Below are 17974 nucleotides of genomic sequence, written 5' to 3' on the forward strand. Positions count from 1 at the left end.
CGTTTGCGCCGAGACGCCCAGAAACTCCGCAGCCTCTTGAATGCTGACCATCGTGCGTATCATGCGCAAATTGTGCACAACTGCGCAAGAACGCGCAACTATTCTGTCAGCAGTTCAAGCCCGCTGATGACAAGGCGCGGTATTGCTGGTCCAGTCGGTCGACCTGCGGGGCCAGTGCTGCCACCGGCCCGTCGTTGTCGATGACATCGTCGGCGCAGGCCAGGCGTGCCGTCCGCGTTGCCTGCCTGGCCATGATCGCCTCGACTTGTTCGCGCGTGAAGCCGTTGCGTGCCATCACGCGCGCCACTTGCGTGGACTCGCTGCAATCCACCACCAGCACGCGGCCGACGCGTTCGCGCCAGGTGCCGGACTCGACCAGCAGCGGGACGACGTAGATCAGGTAGGGGTGCTTGCCGGCGTCGTGGATGGCGGCGGCACGGGATGTGGTCAGTTCGCGGATCAGCGGATGCGTGATGCCTTCCAGCCGCGCCTTTGCACTCGGGTCGGCAAAGACCAGCGCGCGCATTGCATCGCGGTCCATGGCGCCATCGGCGCGCAGGCAGGCCGGACCGAAGGCCTCGACCAGCGCCGGGATGGCCAGCCCGCCGGGCGCGGTGATCTCGTGCGCGATCAGGTCGGTGTCGATGATGGCGGCGCCGCGCTCGGCGAACATGTCGGCAACCCGTGTCTTGCCGCTGCCGATGCCGCCGGTCAGTCCGATTTCCAGCATGTGAGGCTCAGTTGTCTGCGTTGCCGCCACGATACCAGCTTGGCGGCAACCGGTTGCCGCCCGCTCAGGGCGCGACCAGCAGCGGCAGCAAGCCCGGCCCGAAGAACAGCACCAGCACGCCCGCGCCCGCAATGAACGGGCCGAACGGGAAGGGCGTGTCGCGGCCCTGTCGGCGCAGCGCGATATTGGCCACGCCGAATACCACGCCGACCACCGACGACAGCAGCACCAGCGTCGGCAAGGCCTGCCAGCCGAACCAGGCGCCCAGCGCGCCCATCAGCTTGAAGTCGCCATAGCCCATGCCCTCCTTGCCGCGCACCAGCTTGAACAGCCAGTAGGCTGCCCACAGCAGCAGGTAGCCCGCAGCGGCGCCGATCACGGCATCGGCCAGCGGCACGAAGAGGCCGCCCAGGTTGAGCAACAGCCCGAGCCACAGCAGCGGCAGCGTGATCTGGTCGGGCAGCAGCTGGGTGTCCGCGTCGATCATGGTCAGCGCGAGCAGCGACCAGATCAGGGCCAGGGCGGCCAGGGCCTGCCAGGTCGGCCCCAAGTGCCAGGCCGCCAGTGCGCTCAGCACGCCGCAGGCCAGCTCGACCAGCGGGTAGCGCACGCTGATCGGCGCCTTGCAGGCCGAGCAGCGCCCGCGCAGCAGCAGGTAGCTCACCACCGGGATGTTCTCCCACGCGGCAATGGCGTGGCCGCAGTGCGGGCAGGCCGAGCGCGGCACCATCAGGTTGTAGCGGTCGGGGTAGGGCAGCGGATCGTCGCGCAGCTCGGCGATGTAGTTGGCCTCGTCGTACTCCATCATGCGCGGCAGGCGATGGATCACCACGTTGAGGAAGCTGCCTACGAGCAGGCCGAGCAGGCCGGCCGCTGCGATCAGGAATGCCGGCGGCAGCGCCGCCAGCGCCGGCAACGCGGACGCGCCGCCGGCGGGAAATGCCAGATTCATGTCCTATACCACCTGTCCCAGCTTGAAGATCGGCAGGTACATCGCCACCACCATGCCGCCGATCAGCACGCCCAGCACCACGATGATAAGCGGCTCGATCAGGCTCGAGATGGCCGCCACGGCGTCATCGACCTCGCGTTCGTAGAACTCCGCCACCTTGAGCAGCATGTTGTCCAGCGCGCCGGACTCCTCGCCGATCTGGGTCATCTGCAGCACCATGCTGTCGAACACATGGGTGGCCTGCATGGCGTTGGTCAGGCTGGTACCGATGCGCACGGATTGCTCGATCTCGCGCGTGGCGTCGTAGTAGACCCAGTTGCCGGCGGCGCCTGCCACCGATTCCATCGACTCCACCAGCGGCGTGCCGGCCGCGAACATGGTCGCCAGCGTGCGGGTCCAGCGTGCGATCACGGCCTTGCGGAACAGGCTGCCGAAGATCGGCAGCTTCAGCATTGCGCGGTCGGTTGCCCGCTGCACCTTTTCCGATTTCTTGAGCGCCCGTAGATAGAAGGAGATCCCGGCCACCGGTATGCCGATCACGATGTACCAGTAGGAAACAAAGAAGTCCGAGATGGCAATCACCACCAGCGTCGGCGCCGGCAGGTTGGCACCGAAGCTCGAGAACACGCCCTTGAACGCCGGGATCACGAACAGCATCAGGATGACCGTCACCGCGAAGGCCACCGTCAGCACCGCGATTGGGTAGATCATCGCGGACTTGATCTGGCTCTTCAGGGCGATGGTTTTTTCCATATAGAGCGACAGGCGCTCCAGCAGGGAATCCAGGATACCGCCCTGTTCGCCGGCGTCGATCAGGTTGCAGTACAGCGTGTCGAAGTAGCGCGGATGCCGGCGGAAGGCCGCCGCCATGCTACTGCCGGACTCGATGTCGAAGCGGATATCCGACAGCAGCTGCGTGAAATTCGGGTTGGGGTGGCCGCGGGCGATGATGTCGATGGACTGCAGCAGCGGAATACCCGCTTTCAGCATGGTCGACAGCTGCCGGGTGAAATAGGCGATGTCCTTCTCGGTGATCTTGCGCCCGCGCGCGGCCTTGCGCTTCTTGAGCTTGACGATGGTCAGGCCCTGCTTGCGCAGCGCTGCCGTGACCTCGGCCTGGTTCTCGGCCCGCTGCTCGCCAGTGAACGACTTGCCCTTGCGGTCCTTGCCTTCCCACTCGAAGATGTATTGCGTTGGAGCTTTCCGCCCTGGTTTCGCCCGTGACGGCGCTGCCGTCCGGGCGCCCGCAGCTGGTGCGCGCGTCGCCATGATTTTTGACCCCCGACAATGACTCTTGTTTTACGTATTGGTGGTAGCCAGCACTTCTTCGAGTGATGTGACTCCCTGTTTTACCTTCAGCAAGCCGGCTTCCCGCAACGATAGCACGCCGTCCTTGCGCGCCTGCTCGGCGATCTGCAGCGCCGTGCCGTGCGACAGGATGATCTGCTGCATCGCCTCGGTGATTGGCATGACCTGGTAGATACCGCAGCGGCCCTTGTAGCCGGTGCCCGCGCAGCGCTCGCAGCCGACCGGATGATAGGGCTGCCAGGTGCCGTCGATGGCCTGTTCCTTGAAGCCCGCGTCGATCAGCACCTCGCGCGGCAGTTCGCCCTGGCGCTTGCAGGTGCACAGCCGGCGCGCCAGGCGCTGGGCGGTGATCAGCAGCACGCTCGACGCAATATTGAACGGCGCCACCCCCATGTTCATCAGGCGGGTCAGCGTGGTCGGCGCGTCGTTGGTGTGCAGCGTGGACAGCACCAGGTGACCGGTCTGGGCGGCCTTGATCGAGATGTCGGCGGTTTCCAGGTCGCGGATTTCGCCGACCATGATGATGTCCGGATCCTGCCGCAGGAAGGAGCGCAGCGCCGCGGCGAAGGTCAGGCCCGCCTTGTCGTTGACGTTGACCTGGTTGATGCCGGGCAGCTGGATTTCGGCCGGGTCTTCCGCCGTCGAGATATTGATATCGCCCTGGTTGAGCAGGTTCAGGAAGGTGTACAGCGACACCGTCTTGCCGCTGCCGGTCGGGCCGGTCACCAGCACCATGCCGTACGGGCGCTTGATCACGTCCAGCAGCAGGGCTTTCTGCTCCGGCTCGTAGCCGAGCTGGTCGATGTCGAGCTTGTCGGAAGAGGATTCGAGAATCCGCATCACGATCTTCTCGCCGAACAGCGTGGGCAGCGTCGATACGCGGAAGTCCACCGCCTTCTCGACCGTCTCCTTGGAATCCTTGTCCTTGGGCAGCGCGATCAGCAGTTTCATGCGGCCGTCCTGCGGCACGCGCTTTTCCGAGATGTCCAGGCGCGACAGCACCTTGATGCGGGTGGCGATCTTGTCGCGGATATCCAGCGGCGGGCGTGCCACCTCCTGCAGCACGCCGTCGACGCGGAAGCGCACGCGGTAGAACGTCTCGAACGGCTCGAAGTGCAGGTCGGATGCGCCGCGGTGGAAGGCTTCGGTCAGCAGCTTCTGCAGGAAGCGCACCACCGGGGCGTCGTCGATATTGTCGGCGGTGGTCCGGTTGCGCTGCGCTGCCGCGGCGACCGGGTCATATTCGATCAGCTTGCGCTCGGCCAGCACCGGCGAGATGTTTTTCATCGTGCCCACAGCCTCGCCGGCGGAGCGCACGTGCTTCATCAGCTTGTCGTGCTCCACCACCACGGCATCGACGGGCAGGTTGTACTTCTGCTTGATGGCGTCGAGTCCGGCCTGGTTCGACGGATCGGACAACGCCAGCACCAGCCGGTTCTCGCGCCGGCCCAGCGGCAGCAGCCGGTGCGCGTGGAACTCGCGGTTGCCGGCCAGCGCCGGCGGCACCTTGCTGAGGTTGTACTGGCTGAGATCGAGCAGCGGCAGCTGGTATTTGTCGGCGGCAAAGACGGCAACGTCGTGCGCGGTCATGGTGCCGGTGCCGACGATCTCATCGATCAGCTGTGTCTGCTTCTCCCGGGCCGCCTGCTCGAGTTGAGCAAGCAGGGCGGGCGCGATACGCCGGCTCTGGGCGAGAGCGAGACCGAGTGTCATGGCAGGTACGCAGTGCGATAGGCCCGTGGGCGTTTGGCAGGGCCACGGGCCCCGGATCGGGGCAGTTTGCCGCCGGGGTCACTTTTTGTAAAGGCGACGGCGGGCGGTGTTGGCGTTTGCGCGACACGGGCGCAACCCTACTTGCGCGGGGAGCGGGGCGGGCGGACGAAATCCGGGGGAAAGAGGGACGAACACGAAAGGGCCACCGCACAGCGTAGCTGCCAAGCCAGTTGCGTCTATTTCATTTATTTCATTTAATGCGCTTACCGGCTACGCTAGCTCCAGCAAGCTGAGAGCTGGTGTAGCTGGCAAAGAGTCATTTATCGGCACCAGACAAGGAGATTGATATGCGTACCGTGGATCGAATCCGTGAGGTGACCCCTCCGCAGATGACGGAGCGCGAACTGGAGATGGCCCGTGTCGCGCAGCGATGCATCATGGAAGCGCTGGATCACTCGCGTGCTGCAGCGATTACTTTGACTACAGATACGGGCGAGCACCTTTCTGTCGACGTTCCCCCGGCGGCCCTGAAACTCATTGGCCAACTGCTCGGCGCAATGGGCGAGGGGCGGCCGATCACGCTCATGCCGGCAAAGCGGGAATTCACCACAGTTGAAGCGGCGAATTTTCTAAACGTGTCGCGACCATTTGTTATCAAGGAGATCGAACAAGGCAAGTTGCCGCACCGCATGGTGGGCACGCATCGACGGATCGCCTTTGAAGATCTGGTTGCGTACGCCAAGGCAATGCGGGAAAGGCAAGCGGCCGCCCTGGATCGTATGGCTGAAAATGCCCGCGAACTGGGCCTGGACTACTGATGGCAGGGTATGCACGCTATACGGCCCTGCTGGACGCGTGTGTCCTCTACCCGATCGCCATTACCGATTCATTGATGAGCCTGGCTACAGCCGGACTCTTCGCAGCAAAATGGACCCGGCGGATCGAACAGGAATGGATCGCCGCGCTGGGTGAGCAACGCCCCGACCTGAAAGGTCGGCTCGATGTCCGGCGAGATTCCATGCGTGAGGCCATACCGGACTGGGAGGTACCTGAGGCTGCCCGGGCACCGCTTATTGGTAACGACATCCTTCCCGATCCAGACGACCGGCACGTCCTGGCGGCCGCCATAGCGGGGCACGCGGATTGCATCGTTACGCGCAACCGCCGTGATTTTCCGAAGGAGATCGTTGGGGCATACGGTATCGAAGTGGTCGATCCCGACCAGTTCATCATCTGTCAGTGGGATCTGGAGCCGATCGCTGCGATCGCGGCGTTCAAGCGCATGCGCGCCCGCTGGAAAAAGCCTCGCGCAACGGTTGAGGACTTTGCGCAGGCGCTGGAACGCAGCGGCTTGCCCGCGACTGCCAAACGGATACGAGAGGCGGCGGAGCTGATTTGACCTCGTGTCCGCAGGGCTGCGACGCGCAATGCAGCCGCTATCTGAGGCCTGAATGAGAGACCTCTCGGATGGACCCTGTTCGCCAGTTCCGACGGGAGCACGGCATGCATTCCAGATGCAGAAAGACAAAAAGCCGGATCAACAAACATGTTGATCCGGCTTCTTAAATCTGGTCGGGGTGAGAGGATTCGAACCTCCGGCCTCTACGTCCCGAACGTAGCGCTCTACCAGGCTAAGCTACACCCCGATTTGTTTTTCGCTTTGCGCCGTCAGGACTGACGTTGCAGCGAGAAAGCACATAACTTTATCAGGGTTTCCTTCAGTTGGGAAGGGGGGAATTGCATTGCCGCAATTTCCGCTGCTTCGGCCTCGCGCTTCGCGGCCTCGAAGGTGACATCCAGTGCGCCGCTGGCGTGGATCGCCGAGAACACGGCATCGAAATGCTCGGTGCCGCCCTGCACGATGGCGTCGCGCGCGAGCTGGCGCTGTTCTGCCGTGCCATGCTCCATCAGATGGAGCAGCGGCAGCGTGGGCTTGCCTTCGCGCAGGTCGTCGCCCGCGTTCTTGCCCATCTGCTCCGCGCTGGCGGTGTAGTCGAGCATGTCGTCGATCAGCTGGAAGGCGGTGCCGATGCGGCGGCCGTATTCGGCGGCGGCTTCTTCCATCGCGGCGTCGGCGCCTGCCAGCACGGCGCCGAGCTGGGCCGAGGCCTCGAACAGCTTGGCGGTCTTGTAGCGGATCACCTGCAGGTAGCGGTCAATGGTGACGTCGGGGTCGTGCATGTTCAGCAGTTGCAGGACCTCGCCCTCGGCGATCACGTTGGTGGCGTTCGAGAGGATTTCCATGATGCGCATGCTCCCCGCATCCACCATCATCTGGAACGCCCGCGAATAGAGGAAGTCGCCCACCAGCACACTGGCGGCGTTGCCGAACACGGCATTGGCGGTTTCGCGGCCGCGGCGCAGTTCGGACTCGTCGACCACGTCGTCGTGCAGCAGCGTGGCGGTGTGGATGAACTCGACCACCGCGGCCAGTTCGTGGTGACGGTGACCGTCATAGCCGAATGCCCGTGCCGACAACAGCAGGATCACCGGGCGCAGGCGCTTGCCGCCGGCGGCGATGATGTAGTCGCCGATCTGCTCGATCAGGGGAACTTCCGATGACAGTCGTTGACGGATGACAGCGTCGACCGCGCGCATGTCTGCAGCGACCGGGGCAAGCAAGGCAGTGGCGGAAGGCTGGGGCAAGATGATCACCGTTACGCAAAACCCGACGATTATATGCGATCGACGGGGCCAGAATTCGAATGTCTGTCCCATTCGGGGGATGTCCTCGCCCCGCCATCTATAATGCCGGCATGAACAAGCCGATGCCCCGCCGACATTTCCGCCGCACGGCCTGGTGGGTGGCGTTTGCCGCACTGGCGGGATTTCTGCTGGCCGATCTGACCTGATCTGCGCGCCCGTGCCCCTGTGCACGCTGCGCCGCGTACAGGCTATGTGCCTGTTTTCTTTGCGCTTTTCCCCGATCTCGTTTACAATTCCCGGTTTCCTCCGGTTGTTTTGCCCGCCTTGCGGGTCTTGGCCGGTGGGAGATAACCGGGCCGCAGTGTGCCCGCCATGCGCGGCGCCGTGCAGCAAACGGCCACGCAGGGCGCGCCAGTGCTGGCATTCGGCGTTTTATTCACATCGAGAGGTTCGACAATGTACGCGGTCGTAAAAACCGGCGGCAAGCAATACAAGGTTGCTGCTGGCGAAAAACTTAAAGTAGAACAGATACCGGCAGACATTGGCGCAGAAATCACGCTCGACCAGGTGCTCGCAGTGGGCGCCGGCGACCAAATCAAGTTTGGTACGCCGCTGGTGAGCGGGGCTTCCGTCAAGGCTACCGTTATCTCCCAGGGTCGTCACGACAAGGTGAAGATCTTCAAGATGCGCCGTCGCAAGCACTACCAGAAGCGTCAGGGCCATCGTCAGAATTACACCGAGCTGCGCATCGAAGCGATCGTTGCCTGAGCCCCGCTCAGACAGGATCAGCATCGAATCAAGCGTAACTAGGTAAAGCGACAGGAGTAAGTCATGGCACAGAAAAAAGGCGGCGGTTCCACGCGGAACGGCCGTGATTCCGAATCGAAGCGTCTGGGCGTGAAGGTGTTTGGTGGCCAGGCCATCAACGCCGGCGGCATCATCATTCGTCAGCGCGGCACCCGTGTGCACGCCGGCGACAATGTTGGTGTGGGCAAGGACCACACGCTGTTCGCCCTGGTGGACGGCCACGTGCAGTTCGCCGTCAAGGGCCCTGCCAAGAAGCAGCACGTCAGCGTCGTTCCGGCGGCCTGATAACAGCCTTTGCAGGATGAAGGCCCCGCAACACTTGCGGGGCTTTTTCTTTTCTGGCGACAATGTCAGTTCGCCAGCCCGGGTTCGCGGCATCCAGCCGCTGATCCGCCGATCCATCACGGAAAGCCCATCATCATGAAGTTCATAGACGAAGCCCGAATCGAAGCCATCGCCGGCAACGGCGGCAATGGCAGCGCCTCGTTCCGGCGCGAGAAGTTTGTGCCCTTCGGCGGCCCGGATGGCGGCGACGGCGGCCGCGGCGGCAGCGTGTTCGCGGTGGCTGACCGCAATATCAATACGCTGATCGATTTTCGCTACGCCAAGAAGCACGTCGCCAGGAATGGCGAGAACGGGCGTGGCTCGGATTGCTACGGCGCCGCCGGCGAGGACGTCACGCTGCGCATGCCGGTGGGCACGCTGATCACCGACATGGATACCGGCGAAGTCATCGCCGACCTGACCGAGCACGGTCAGCAAGTGTGCCTGGCCGAAGGCGGTATGGGCGGCTGGGGCAACCTGCATTTCAAGTCCAGTACCAACCGCGCGCCGCGCCAGCAGGTCGACGGCAGGCCGGGCGAGCGCCGCATGCTCAAGCTCGAGCTCAAGGTGCTGGCCGACGTGGGCCTGCTGGGCATGCCCAATGCCGGCAAGTCCACCTTTATCTCGCACGTGTCCAACGCGCGCCCGAAGGTGGCCGACTATCCCTTCACCACGCTGCATCCCAACCTGGGCGTGGTGCGCGTCGATCACGAGCAATCGTTCGTGGTGGCGGATATTCCTGGGCTGATTGAAGGCGCCGCGGAAGGTGCGGGGCTCGGTCACCAGTTCCTTCGCCACCTGCAGCGCACCGGTCTGCTGCTGCATATCGTCGACCTGGCGCCGTTCGACGAGGCCGTCGATCCGGTGGCGGAAGCCAGGGCCATTGTCCACGAGCTGAAGAAGTACGACGAAACGCTCTACGACAAGCCGCGCTGGCTGGTGCTGAACAAGCTCGACATGGTGCCGGAGGAAGAACGCGCCACCCGCATCAAGGGCTTCATCAAGCGCTACAAGTGGAAGGGCCCGGTGTTCCATATCTCGGCCCTGACCGGCGAAGGCTGCCGCGAACTGATCTACGCGATCAAGGACCACCTGCAGGCCATCAAGGCCGAGGAAGCCGCCGCGCTGGCCGAGCCGGACATCCGCCTGGACGAACGGCTGCACAATGTCGACCAGGCCGGGCACGAGGAATAAGCCTCGCGCCAGTGGTCGGCTGCCCGCTCCTCATGACGGGAGCGGGAACACAATCGGACAAATCGGGATAAGGTAGTCCCCCGGAGACAGGATTCTCGCCATGCAATCGGTCATTGCCCAGGCAAAACGCATCGTCGTCAAGGTCGGCTCCAGCCTGGTGACCAACGACGGCAAGGGACTCGATCACGACGCCATCGCGCGCTGGGCGGCGCAGATCGCCAAGCTGCGGGTGGCCGGCAAGGAAGTGGTGCTGGTCAGTTCCGGCGCCATCGCCGAAGGCATGCAGCGCCTCGGCTGGATCCGCCGCCCGAAGGAAATCCACGAGCTGCAGGCCGCCGCCGCCGTCGGGCAGATGGGGCTGGCGCAGGTCTACGAGAGCCAGTTCGGCCGCTATGGCATCCGCACCGCGCAGGTGCTGCTCACGCATGCCGACCTGGCCGACCGCGAGCGCTACCTCAACGCCCGCTCGACCCTGCTGACCCTGCTGTCGCTGGGCGTGGTGCCGATCATCAACGAGAACGACACCGTGGTCACCGACGAAATCAAGTTCGGCGACAACGACACCCTCGGCGCTCTGGTCACCAACCTGATCGAAGGCGATGCGCTGGTGATCCTGACCGACCAGCGCGGCCTCTATACCGCCGATCCGCGCAAGGATCCGGCTGCCGAATTCGTGGACGAGGCGCTGGCCGGCACGCCCGAGCTGGAGGCGATGGCGGGCGGCGCCGGCACGTCCATCGGCCGCGGCGGCATGCTGACCAAGATCCTCGCCGCCAAGCGCGCCGCCAAGTCCGGCGCGCACACCACCATCGCTTCGGGACGCGAGGCCAATGTGCTGGAGCGGCTCGCTGCCGGCGAGGCCATCGGCACGCAATTGCTGGCGCCGACCGGTCGCCTGACCGCGCGCAAGCAGTGGATGGCAGATCACCTGCAGCTGCGCGGGCGCGTCATCATCGATGCCGGCGCGGTCGAGAAGCTCACCAGCGGCGGCAAGTCGCTGCTGCCGATCGGCGTGGTGGAAGTGCAGGGCGAGTTCGCCCGCGGCGAGGTGGTGGCGTGCGCCGATGCCGGCGGCCGCGAAGTGGCGCGCGGCATCACCAACTATTCCAGCGCCGAGGCGCGCCTGATTGCGCGCAAGCCGTCGTCGGAGATCGAATCCGTGCTCGGGCACCTGAACGAGCCCGAACTGATCCACCGGGACAACCTGGTGCTGGTCTGAAACCAAAGGGTTGAATACAAAACGGCGGAGCTGGTCGACAGCTCCGCCGTTTTGCTTTGATGCCTGCCGAAGCTCAGCGGCGGCTCGGTGCGCGGGACTTCAGGTCCTTGACCATCGCGTCCGCGGTGCCGGCGACAGTATGGCCTTCGCAGAAGAAATCGGTGGCCAGCGTGGCGGCATAGGCATTGCGCGCCCCGGCTTCCATCCGGTGCCACGTCTCGCCGTAGTCGCTGCGGTTCGGGATCCACTCCTTGGCGCCGGTGGGCAGCGTGGCGTAGAGCTTGCGCTCGAATACGTCACAGCGCATGCCTTCGAACGTGACATTGCGTGCGCCGCTCTGGCTGGTAGTCACCACCGTGTAGCGGACCACCTTGTCCTTGCCCACCGAGACCGACTTGCCGTCTACGGCGAACGACAGGGCGCCGGTGCCGGAAACCGAGAACGGAATCAGGTTCGCGTCCACCGGTGCCGCTGGCAACATGGCCTCGGCTTCCTGGAAGGTCTTGGGCGCGAACGGATTGATCCACGTGCTGTCTTCTTCTGCCATCTCCTTGCCGGTGGTCTTGCAGCCAGCCAGCGCGAGGCAGGTGGCGGCGAGCAGCAATCCGGCGGCGGTCAGGCCGCGGTGGCGGCCCAGGCCGATCAAACTAGTCATCAGTACTCCGTGGGGTGGAAGCCGGCGTGGCCGGCGAAACCTCGATGCCATCGGCGGCCGAAACTGCCGCCTGCTCCTGCGGTACGCCGCGTTGCGGCTGTCCGACCCGGTGCGCGCCGCCGTAGCGGCCATGCACGCCATGTGTGCCATAAGGACTCAGTGGCGCACGCGAATTCCGGTTCAGGAAGCGCGACAGTTCGGTCAGTGCCATCTGGTAGACGTCGCGCTTGAACTCGATCACCGCCTCCAGCGGCACCCAGTAATGACTCCAGCGCCAGGCGTCGAACTCCGGGTGATCGGTTGCCCGCAGGTGAATATCGCAGTCCCTGCCCGCCATGCGGAGCAGGAACCAGATCTGTTTCTGGCCCCTGTAGTGGCCGCGGATCTCGCGGCGGATGAACTTGTCCGGCACCTCGTAACGCAACCAGTCGCGCGTGCGACCAACGATCCTGACGTGCTCCGGAAGCAGGCCGATCTCCTCGTGCAGTTCCCGATACATGGCCTGTTCCGGCGTTTCGCCGTACTTGATGCCGCCTTGCGGAAACTGCCAGGAATGTTCGCCGATGCGCTTGCCCCAGAAAACCTCGTTTCGTGCGTTGATGAGGATGATGCCGACGTTCGGGCGAAAGCCTTCACGATCGAGCATGACTGCACCTCGAATCCTTTAGAATTACGCTGATTATAAAGGAAGCGCGCGGCCGGGCTGAGGCGGGGGGATGCTGGTTTTCCCCGAGCATAAGCGCCGTTTCAGGCGCGTGCGCGACAGGTTCAGTGCCGTGGGTACCCGGCGGTGAGCTGAAATTTGCCGGGACGATCCCGGCCTCGAGAGAAAACAACGGATGAAAGCCTCGCAATTCTTCATTTCCACCCTCAAGGAAGCCCCCGCCGACGCGGAAATCGTGTCGCACAAACTGATGATGCGGGCAGGCATGATCAAGAAGCTCGGCGCCGGCATCTACAGCTACATGCCGGTGGGCCTGCGCGTGATCCGCAAGGTGGAAAACATCGTCCGCGAGGAAATGAACCGCGCCGGCGCGGTCGAGCTGTCGATGCCCGTCATCCAGCCGGCCGAGCTGTGGCAGGAAACCGGCCGCTGGGACAAGATGGGTCCCGAACTGCTGCGCCTGAAGGACCGCCACGAGCGCGACTTCGCCGTGCAGCCGACTTCCGAGGAAGTCGTGACCGACATCGCCCGCAGCGACATCCGCAGCTACAAGCAGCTGCCGGTCAATTTCTACCAGATCCAGACCAAGTTCCGCGACGAGCGCCGTCCGCGCTTCGGCATCATGCGCGGCCGCGAGTTCACGATGAAGGACGCCTACTCGTTCGACCGTGACACCGACGGCCTGCGCAAGTCGTACGAGAACATGTACCAGGCCTACACCCGCATCTTCCAGCGCTTCGGCCTGGAGTTCCGCGCGGTGGCTGCCGACAACGGCGCCATCGGCGGCTCGGGCTCGCATGAGTTCCACGTGATCGCCGACACCGGCGAAGACGCCATCGTCTACTGCCCGACCTCCGACTACGCCGCCAACATGGAGGCCGCCGAGGCGCTGCCGCTGCTGCCCGAGCGCGCCGCGCCCACGGAAGACCTGGTCAAGACTTTCACCCCGGAAAAGGTCAAGTGCGAGCAAGTGGCCGAATTCCTGAACATCCCGCTGGAGCGCAACGTCAAGTCGATCGTGCTCGCCAAGGACACCGAGGCCGGCGCCGAGATCTGGCTGCTGCTGATCCGTGCCGACCATGAGCTGAACGAGGTCAAGGCGTCCAAGGTCCCCGGCCTGGCCGACTTCCGTTTTGCGACCGAGAACGAGATCGTCGACGCCTTCGGCTCGCCGCCGGGCTACCTCGGCCCGATCGGCATGAAGAAGCCGGTCAAGGTCGTGGCCGATCGCACTGTCGCCAACATGAGCGACTTCGTCTGCGGCGCCAACTACCGCGACTACCACTACACCGGCGTCAACTGGGGCCGCGACCTGCCCGAGCCGGTCGTCGCCGACCTGCGCAACGTGGTGGCCGGCGACGCTTCGCCGGACGGCAAGGGCACGCTGGAAATCTGCCGTGGCATCGAAGTCGGCCACGTGTTCATGCTGGGCACGCGCTACTCGGAATCGATGAACGCGACCTTCCTGGACGAGAACGGCAAGACCCAGCCGATGCAGATGGGCTGCTATGGCATCGGCGTGACCCGTATCCTGGGCGCCGCTATCGAACAGAATTTCGATGACCGCGGCATCATCTGGCCGGCGGCGATCGCGCCGTTCGCCGTGGTGATCTGCCCGGTCGGCTACGACCGCTCCGAGGCCGTGAAGGCCGAAGCCGACCGCATCCACGCCGAGCTGGTGGCGGCCGGCGTCGACGTCATCCTCGACGACCGCGGCGAGCGTCCCGGCGTAATGTTCGCCGACTGGGAACTGATCGGCGTGCCGCACCGCGTGGTGGTGGGCGACCGTGGCCTGAAGGAAGGCAAGGTCGAGTACCAGGGCCGGCGCGATGCGCAGGCCACCCAGGTGGCCGTGGCCGATGTGGTCGGCCACGTTCGCGGCCTGCTGGCCAACTGACCCCGATGCGCGCGGCTCGCCTGGTTCGTGCCGCCGGCAGCCTGCTGCTGGCGCTGTCGGCTGCAGCCGCGCAGGCCGGCGCCCAGAAAGAGGAGGACCTGGCCGATTCCGTGCGCGGCGCGCTGGCGGCGGCAATCGCCGACTCGCGCCCGGTCCGCCCGATGTTCACCTCGGGCGGGGAGCGGCTGGCCTACCTCAAGTGGCTGGGCGAGATGTCGCACCGGCTCGAAGCCCGCATCCCCGAGCCGCAGGTCCGCGTCGAGCTGATCGAGACCGCCTACTACGAGGCCAAGCGCGCCGGCCTGGAGCCGGCGCTGGTGCTCGGGCTGGTGCAGGTGGAGAGCAACTTCCGCAAATACGCCATCAGCTCGGCCGGCGCGCGCGGGCTGATGCAGGTGATGCCGTTCTGGGTGCGCAGCATCGGCGACAACGACGCGCGCAAGCTGTTCCACCTGCAGAGCAACCTGCGCTACGGCTGCACCATCCTGCGCCACTACCTGGACCGCGAGCAGGGCGACCTGTTCCTGGCGCTGGGCCGCTACAACGGCAGCCGCGGCCGGCCCGAATACCCGAACGCGGTGCTGGCGGCGTGGAAGCGCTGGCAGTACTCCGAGGCCTCGGTCACCATCGCGGGCGAATCCGTGGTCGTCGCCCCGCGCCCGCGCGTGCTGCCGCCCGAAGCGCCCGAGCGCAATCCCTTCTCGCCGCGCCGCCTGGTCAACCCGTCATGACGGCCGCCTCGCCGATCGTCGCCGGCAAGCCCGGCTACGCTGCGTCGTCACCGGAGCTGGAAGAGTGGCTGGCGCGGCACATCGCGCAGGGCTTCGGTGCCGAGTCGCTGGTGCTGTCGATGCTGCGCTCGGGCTATGACGAGACGTTTGCGCGCGCCGCCGTGGCCGCGGCGCTGGGGCACCGGCCTGCGCCGGGCAGCAGGGCGGCAGGCAAGGATGCCGGTCAGAAGGCAGCGCCGGATATTGCCCACAGCAACGTCGCCCGCCACGGTGGCCTGAAAATCCCCGTCCTGTTCTCGCTCGAATCCCCGCGCATCCAGCTGTTCCAGCAACTGCTGACCGACCAGGAGTGCGATGCGCTGGTCGCGCTGTCCCGCGGCCGCCTGGCGCGTTCGCCGGTGGTCAATCCCGATACCGGCGACGAGAACCTGATCGACGCCCGCACCAGCATGGGCGCAATGTTCCAAGTCGGCGAGCATGCGCTGATCAGTCGCATCGAGGCCCGCATCGCCGCCGTCACCGGCGTGCCGGCCGAGCATGGCGAAGGCCTGCAGATCCTCAACTACAAGCCGGGCGGCGAGTACCAGCCGCATTTCGACTTCTTCAACCCGCAACGCCCCGGCGAGGCCCGCCAGCTCAAGGTGGGCGGGCAGCGCATTGCCACGCTGGTGATCTACCTGAACAGCCCGCAGGAGGGCGGGGCGACGGCGTTTCCGCGCATCGGCCTGGAAGTGGCGCCGGTGAAGGGCAACGCGGTCTATTTCAGCTACCTGCTGCCCGACGGCAAGCTGGACGAGCGCACCCTGCATGCCGGCCTGCCGGTTGCGGCGGGCGAGAAGTGGATCGCCACCAAGTGGCTGCGCGAGCGCCCGTACCGGAGTGTCGCTTGAACGCCCGGGCAGACAGCACGGCTGCCCGCTATTGGTTTGATGCTGCGCTACCGTTTGCCGAGAGCCGCTACGCCAGCGACAGCAGCGCAGGCTACCTGCCGCATACGCACCCGACGCTGTCTGTCGGCGCCGTCGACAGCGGGGCCAGCGTCTTTGCCTTCGGTCGTGAACAGGCACGCCTGCGGCCCGGCTCGGTAGTGGTCGTTCCGGCGGACCAGGTACATGCCTGCAATCCAGCACCGGACGGCCGCTGGAGCTACCAGATGCTGCATGTCGATCCCGCCTGGGTGGCCGACATATTGGACGAGACCCGGCCGCCAGGGCGAGACAGGCTGGCGCTGCCGGCCCGCGTCACGCATTCCCCGGTGGTCTATCGCATGGTCTGCGTGCTGAACCGGTTACTGTTCTCCGGTGCCGACAGCGCCGAGAAAGAGGCCGCGCTGGTCGCCTTCGTCGGCGATCTTCATGCGGTGCTCGCAGGCGGGGCGGCAGACGCCCGCGCCATGCCGGCGGCGTCCGTGGTGTCCGCGCGGGTGGCGCAACTGCGCGCCCTGCTGCAGGCACGCCATGCCGAACGCCTGCCGCTGGCGGAACTGGCGCGTGCAACGGGGCTGAGCCGCTATCACGTGATTCGCGCCTTCCGGGCGGAGGTAGGCATGACCCCGCATGCCTACCAGCTCGACATCCGCATCAACCGCGCGCGACGGCTGTTGCGCCAGGGCAGGGCGCTGGCCGAGGTGGCGCATGACCTCGGGTTTGCCGACCAGAGCCACTTCCAGCGCGCCTTCAAGCAACGCGTGGCATTGACGCCGCGCGCCTATCTGCGCACTGCCTGAAGCCACCCAAAACGGCGTCAACTTTCTTCAATACTTCCTTCGGATGCAGGCCAATACTTCGTGCTCTTTACGGAGGGTTGGCATGGACTTGTCATTCGATATCACCGCGCGGCCATTGCCGCTGCAGCAATTTGCCATGGTGGCGGGCGCGCACCTACTGGCGCTGCTCAGCCCCGGCCCGGATTTTCTCCTGGTGGTGCGCAGTGCCTTGCTCCACGGGCCACGCAGGGCGAGCGGGGTCTGCCTGGGGATCGCGCTGGGCAACGGCGTTTTTATCGCCCTGGCCCTGGCGGGATTTGCCGCGACGCGCGGCAGCCCGTTCCTGTTCGCTGCGCTGCAATGGGCCGGATGCGGTTACCTGGCATGGCTGGGCTGGCGTTTCCTGCGCGCAAGCGGCGAGCTGGTGCTGCCGGGTGCCACCGCTAGCGATGACGCCGTCACCGATGCCGGCATCTCATGGGTCGGCCAGATTGCCAGCGGCTTTCTTTCCGCCGTACTGAATCCGAAGAACGGCCTGTTCTACGCCAGCCTGTTCTCGCTGCTCGCCGCCAGCCACACGCCGCCTGGCGTGCAACTGGCGTACGGCACCTGGATGTTTGTCGCTGTGCTCGGCTGGGACCTGCTGGTGGCGTTCGGCGTCGGTCATCCGGCCGTGACGGCCCGTTTCGGCCGCTCGGTGCGGCGGGTGGAGCGGCTGACCGGTGTGGCGTTATGGCTGCTGGCGCTGGCTGTCGCCTGGCACGCGCTGGGGTGATCCAGTCGGTTGCCCCGGCCCGTATCGGCAGTTTTCCGAATAACTGTACCGGTACTGTACCGTAAGGTGTCACTAGACTGGCCTCTCCCCCAATGCTTGTGGAGCCAGTCATGGCCAGTCCCGAACTGATTGCCGGGTCAGGCGTATTTGCCGCCTTTTCCGCCTTTGCGCTGGTGTCGTCGGTGACGCCAGGCCCCAACAACACCATGCTGCTCGCGTCCGGCGTGAACTTCGGCTTCGCGCGTACCGTGCCGCACCTGCTGGGTGTCACCGGGGGCTTTGCGCTGATGGTGGCGCTGGTCGGGCTGGGGCTGGGGTCGCTGTTCCACACCTGGCCGTGGACCTGGCAGGTGCTGCGCGTGGTGGCGGTGGTCTACCTGGTCTGGCTGGCCTGGAAGCTGGCGACGGCCAGCGGCATCCAGGACAGCCAGGTGGCGCACCCGATGAGCTTCCTCGGCGCCGTGGCGTTCCAGTGGGTCAATCCCAAGGCGTGGGTGATGGCGGTGGGCGCATGCAGCACTTACGCGCTGCACGGCAACCTGTGGATCAATGTGCTGCTGCTGGCCGGGATCTTCGGCGTGATCAACCTGCCCAGCGTGGCGGTGTGGGTGTTGTGCGGATCGGCGCTGCGGCGCTGGCTGGCGCGCCCGCGGG

The 17974-nt window shown here is 65.4% G+C and carries 19 protein-coding genes and 1 tRNA gene; 12 read left to right on the plus strand and 8 right to left on the minus strand.

The window, feature by feature from the left end; all coding sequences use genetic code 11:
• Positions 1 to 106: 106 nt before the first annotated feature.
• From coaE to pilB, 4 genes are all read right to left on the minus strand, one after another.
• The gene (gene coaE / locus RM96_RS13330) at positions 107 to 730 is read right to left on the minus strand and encodes a dephospho-CoA kinase (protein ID WP_039011122.1); all 624 of its coding nucleotides are present in this window, start codon (positions 728 to 730) and stop codon (positions 107 to 109) included.
• Between the two features lie 64 nt (positions 731 to 794).
• Entirely contained in the window at positions 795 to 1682 is an 888-nt protein-coding gene (locus RM96_RS13335) for a prepilin peptidase (RefSeq protein ID WP_039011123.1), read from the minus strand.
• Between the two features lie 3 nt (positions 1683 to 1685).
• On the minus strand, positions 1686 to 2951 hold the full coding sequence (locus RM96_RS13340; RefSeq protein WP_039011124.1) for a type II secretion system F family protein: 1266 nt from the start codon (positions 2949 to 2951) through the stop codon (positions 1686 to 1688).
• A 30-nt stretch (positions 2952 to 2981) separates the two neighbouring features.
• Positions 2982 to 4703, minus strand: a complete 1722-nt coding sequence (gene pilB / locus RM96_RS13345) for a type IV-A pilus assembly ATPase PilB (protein WP_039011126.1) — start codon at positions 4701 to 4703, stop codon at positions 2982 to 2984.
• A 347-nt stretch (positions 4704 to 5050) separates the two neighbouring features.
• Between pilB and RM96_RS13350 the strand changes: the two genes are divergently transcribed.
• Together RM96_RS13350 and RM96_RS13355 are read left to right on the plus strand one after the other, a co-directional pair.
• Positions 5051 to 5521 carry an excisionase family DNA-binding protein gene (locus RM96_RS13350; RefSeq protein WP_039011127.1) on the plus strand — a complete coding sequence of 157 codons (471 nt, stop codon included), beginning with the start codon at positions 5051 to 5053 and terminating at the stop codon, positions 5519 to 5521.
• Entirely contained in the window at positions 5521 to 6102 is a 582-nt protein-coding gene (locus RM96_RS13355; RefSeq protein WP_039011128.1) for a PIN domain-containing protein, read from the plus strand. The genes RM96_RS13350 and RM96_RS13355 overlap by 1 nt, the downstream gene beginning before the upstream one ends.
• 170 nt (positions 6103 to 6272) lie before the next feature.
• Here RM96_RS13355 and RM96_RS13360 read toward each other — a convergent pair.
• Together RM96_RS13360 and ispB are read right to left on the minus strand one after the other, a co-directional pair.
• Positions 6273 to 6349, minus strand: a tRNA-Pro gene (locus RM96_RS13360).
• 22 nt (positions 6350 to 6371) lie between these two features.
• Positions 6372 to 7301 (minus strand): octaprenyl diphosphate synthase, encoded by a 930-nt coding sequence (gene ispB, locus RM96_RS13365; RefSeq protein ID WP_052279495.1) that lies wholly within the window; start codon positions 7299 to 7301, stop codon positions 6372 to 6374.
• Between the two features lie 504 nt (positions 7302 to 7805).
• Here ispB and rplU point away from each other — a divergent pair.
• The 4 genes from rplU (at position 7806) to proB (ending at position 10893) form a co-directional block, all read left to right on the plus strand.
• Complete coding sequence (gene rplU / locus RM96_RS13370; protein WP_006576525.1) at positions 7806 to 8117, plus strand: 50S ribosomal protein L21; 312 nt, start codon at positions 7806 to 7808, stop codon at positions 8115 to 8117.
• Between the two features lie 63 nt (positions 8118 to 8180).
• Complete coding sequence (rpmA, locus tag RM96_RS13375) at positions 8181 to 8441, plus strand: 50S ribosomal protein L27 (protein ID WP_011299102.1); 261 nt, start codon at positions 8181 to 8183, stop codon at positions 8439 to 8441.
• Positions 8442 to 8576: 135 nt separating this feature from the next.
• Positions 8577 to 9674, plus strand: coding sequence for a GTPase ObgE (obgE, locus tag RM96_RS13380; RefSeq protein WP_039011130.1), 1098 nt, complete (start codon positions 8577 to 8579; stop codon positions 9672 to 9674).
• A gap of 100 nt (positions 9675 to 9774) precedes the next feature.
• Positions 9775 to 10893, plus strand: a complete 1119-nt coding sequence (gene proB, locus RM96_RS13385; RefSeq protein ID WP_039011131.1) for a glutamate 5-kinase — start codon at positions 9775 to 9777, stop codon at positions 10891 to 10893.
• Positions 10894 to 10966: 73 nt separating this feature from the next.
• Here the strand turns inward: proB and RM96_RS13390 are convergent, their stop codons facing one another.
• Entirely contained in the window at positions 10967 to 11548 is a 582-nt protein-coding gene (locus RM96_RS13390; RefSeq protein WP_039011133.1) for a CNP1-like family protein, read from the minus strand.
• Positions 11541 to 12194 carry an RNA pyrophosphohydrolase gene (locus RM96_RS13395; protein ID WP_039011134.1) on the minus strand — a complete coding sequence of 218 codons (654 nt, stop codon included), beginning with the start codon at positions 12192 to 12194 and terminating at the stop codon, positions 11541 to 11543. The genes RM96_RS13390 and RM96_RS13395 overlap by 8 nt, the downstream gene beginning before the upstream one ends.
• A gap of 193 nt (positions 12195 to 12387) precedes the next feature.
• On the opposite strand from RM96_RS13395, the gene RM96_RS13400 reads away from it, so the two are divergent.
• The 6 genes from RM96_RS13400 to RM96_RS13425 form a co-directional block, all read left to right on the plus strand.
• Positions 12388 to 14109 (plus strand): proline--tRNA ligase, encoded by a 1722-nt coding sequence (locus RM96_RS13400; protein WP_039011135.1) that lies wholly within the window; start codon positions 12388 to 12390, stop codon positions 14107 to 14109.
• A gap of 5 nt (positions 14110 to 14114) precedes the next feature.
• Positions 14115 to 14840: a lytic transglycosylase domain-containing protein gene (locus RM96_RS13405; protein ID WP_039011136.1), complete on the plus strand. Its 726-nt coding sequence runs from the start codon at positions 14115 to 14117 to the stop codon at positions 14838 to 14840.
• Positions 14837 to 15730: a 2OG-Fe(II) oxygenase gene (locus tag RM96_RS13410; RefSeq protein ID WP_039011138.1), complete on the plus strand. Its 894-nt coding sequence runs from the start codon at positions 14837 to 14839 to the stop codon at positions 15728 to 15730. Before RM96_RS13405 ends, RM96_RS13410 begins: the two co-directional genes overlap by 4 nt.
• The gene (locus RM96_RS13415) at positions 15727 to 16566 is read left to right on the plus strand and encodes a helix-turn-helix transcriptional regulator (RefSeq protein WP_039011139.1); all 840 of its coding nucleotides are present in this window, start codon (positions 15727 to 15729) and stop codon (positions 16564 to 16566) included. Before RM96_RS13410 ends, RM96_RS13415 begins: the two co-directional genes overlap by 4 nt.
• Before the next feature lie 82 nt (positions 16567 to 16648).
• Positions 16649 to 17320 (plus strand): LysE family translocator, encoded by a 672-nt coding sequence (locus RM96_RS13420; RefSeq protein WP_039011140.1) that lies wholly within the window; start codon positions 16649 to 16651, stop codon positions 17318 to 17320.
• A gap of 110 nt (positions 17321 to 17430) precedes the next feature.
• The coding region (locus tag RM96_RS13425; protein WP_039011141.1) for a LysE family translocator at positions 17431 to 17974 on the plus strand (544 nt) is incomplete at its 3' end.

The organism is Cupriavidus sp. IDO (assembly GCF_000812465.1).
GTDB lineage: Bacteria > Pseudomonadota > Gammaproteobacteria > Burkholderiales > Burkholderiaceae > Cupriavidus.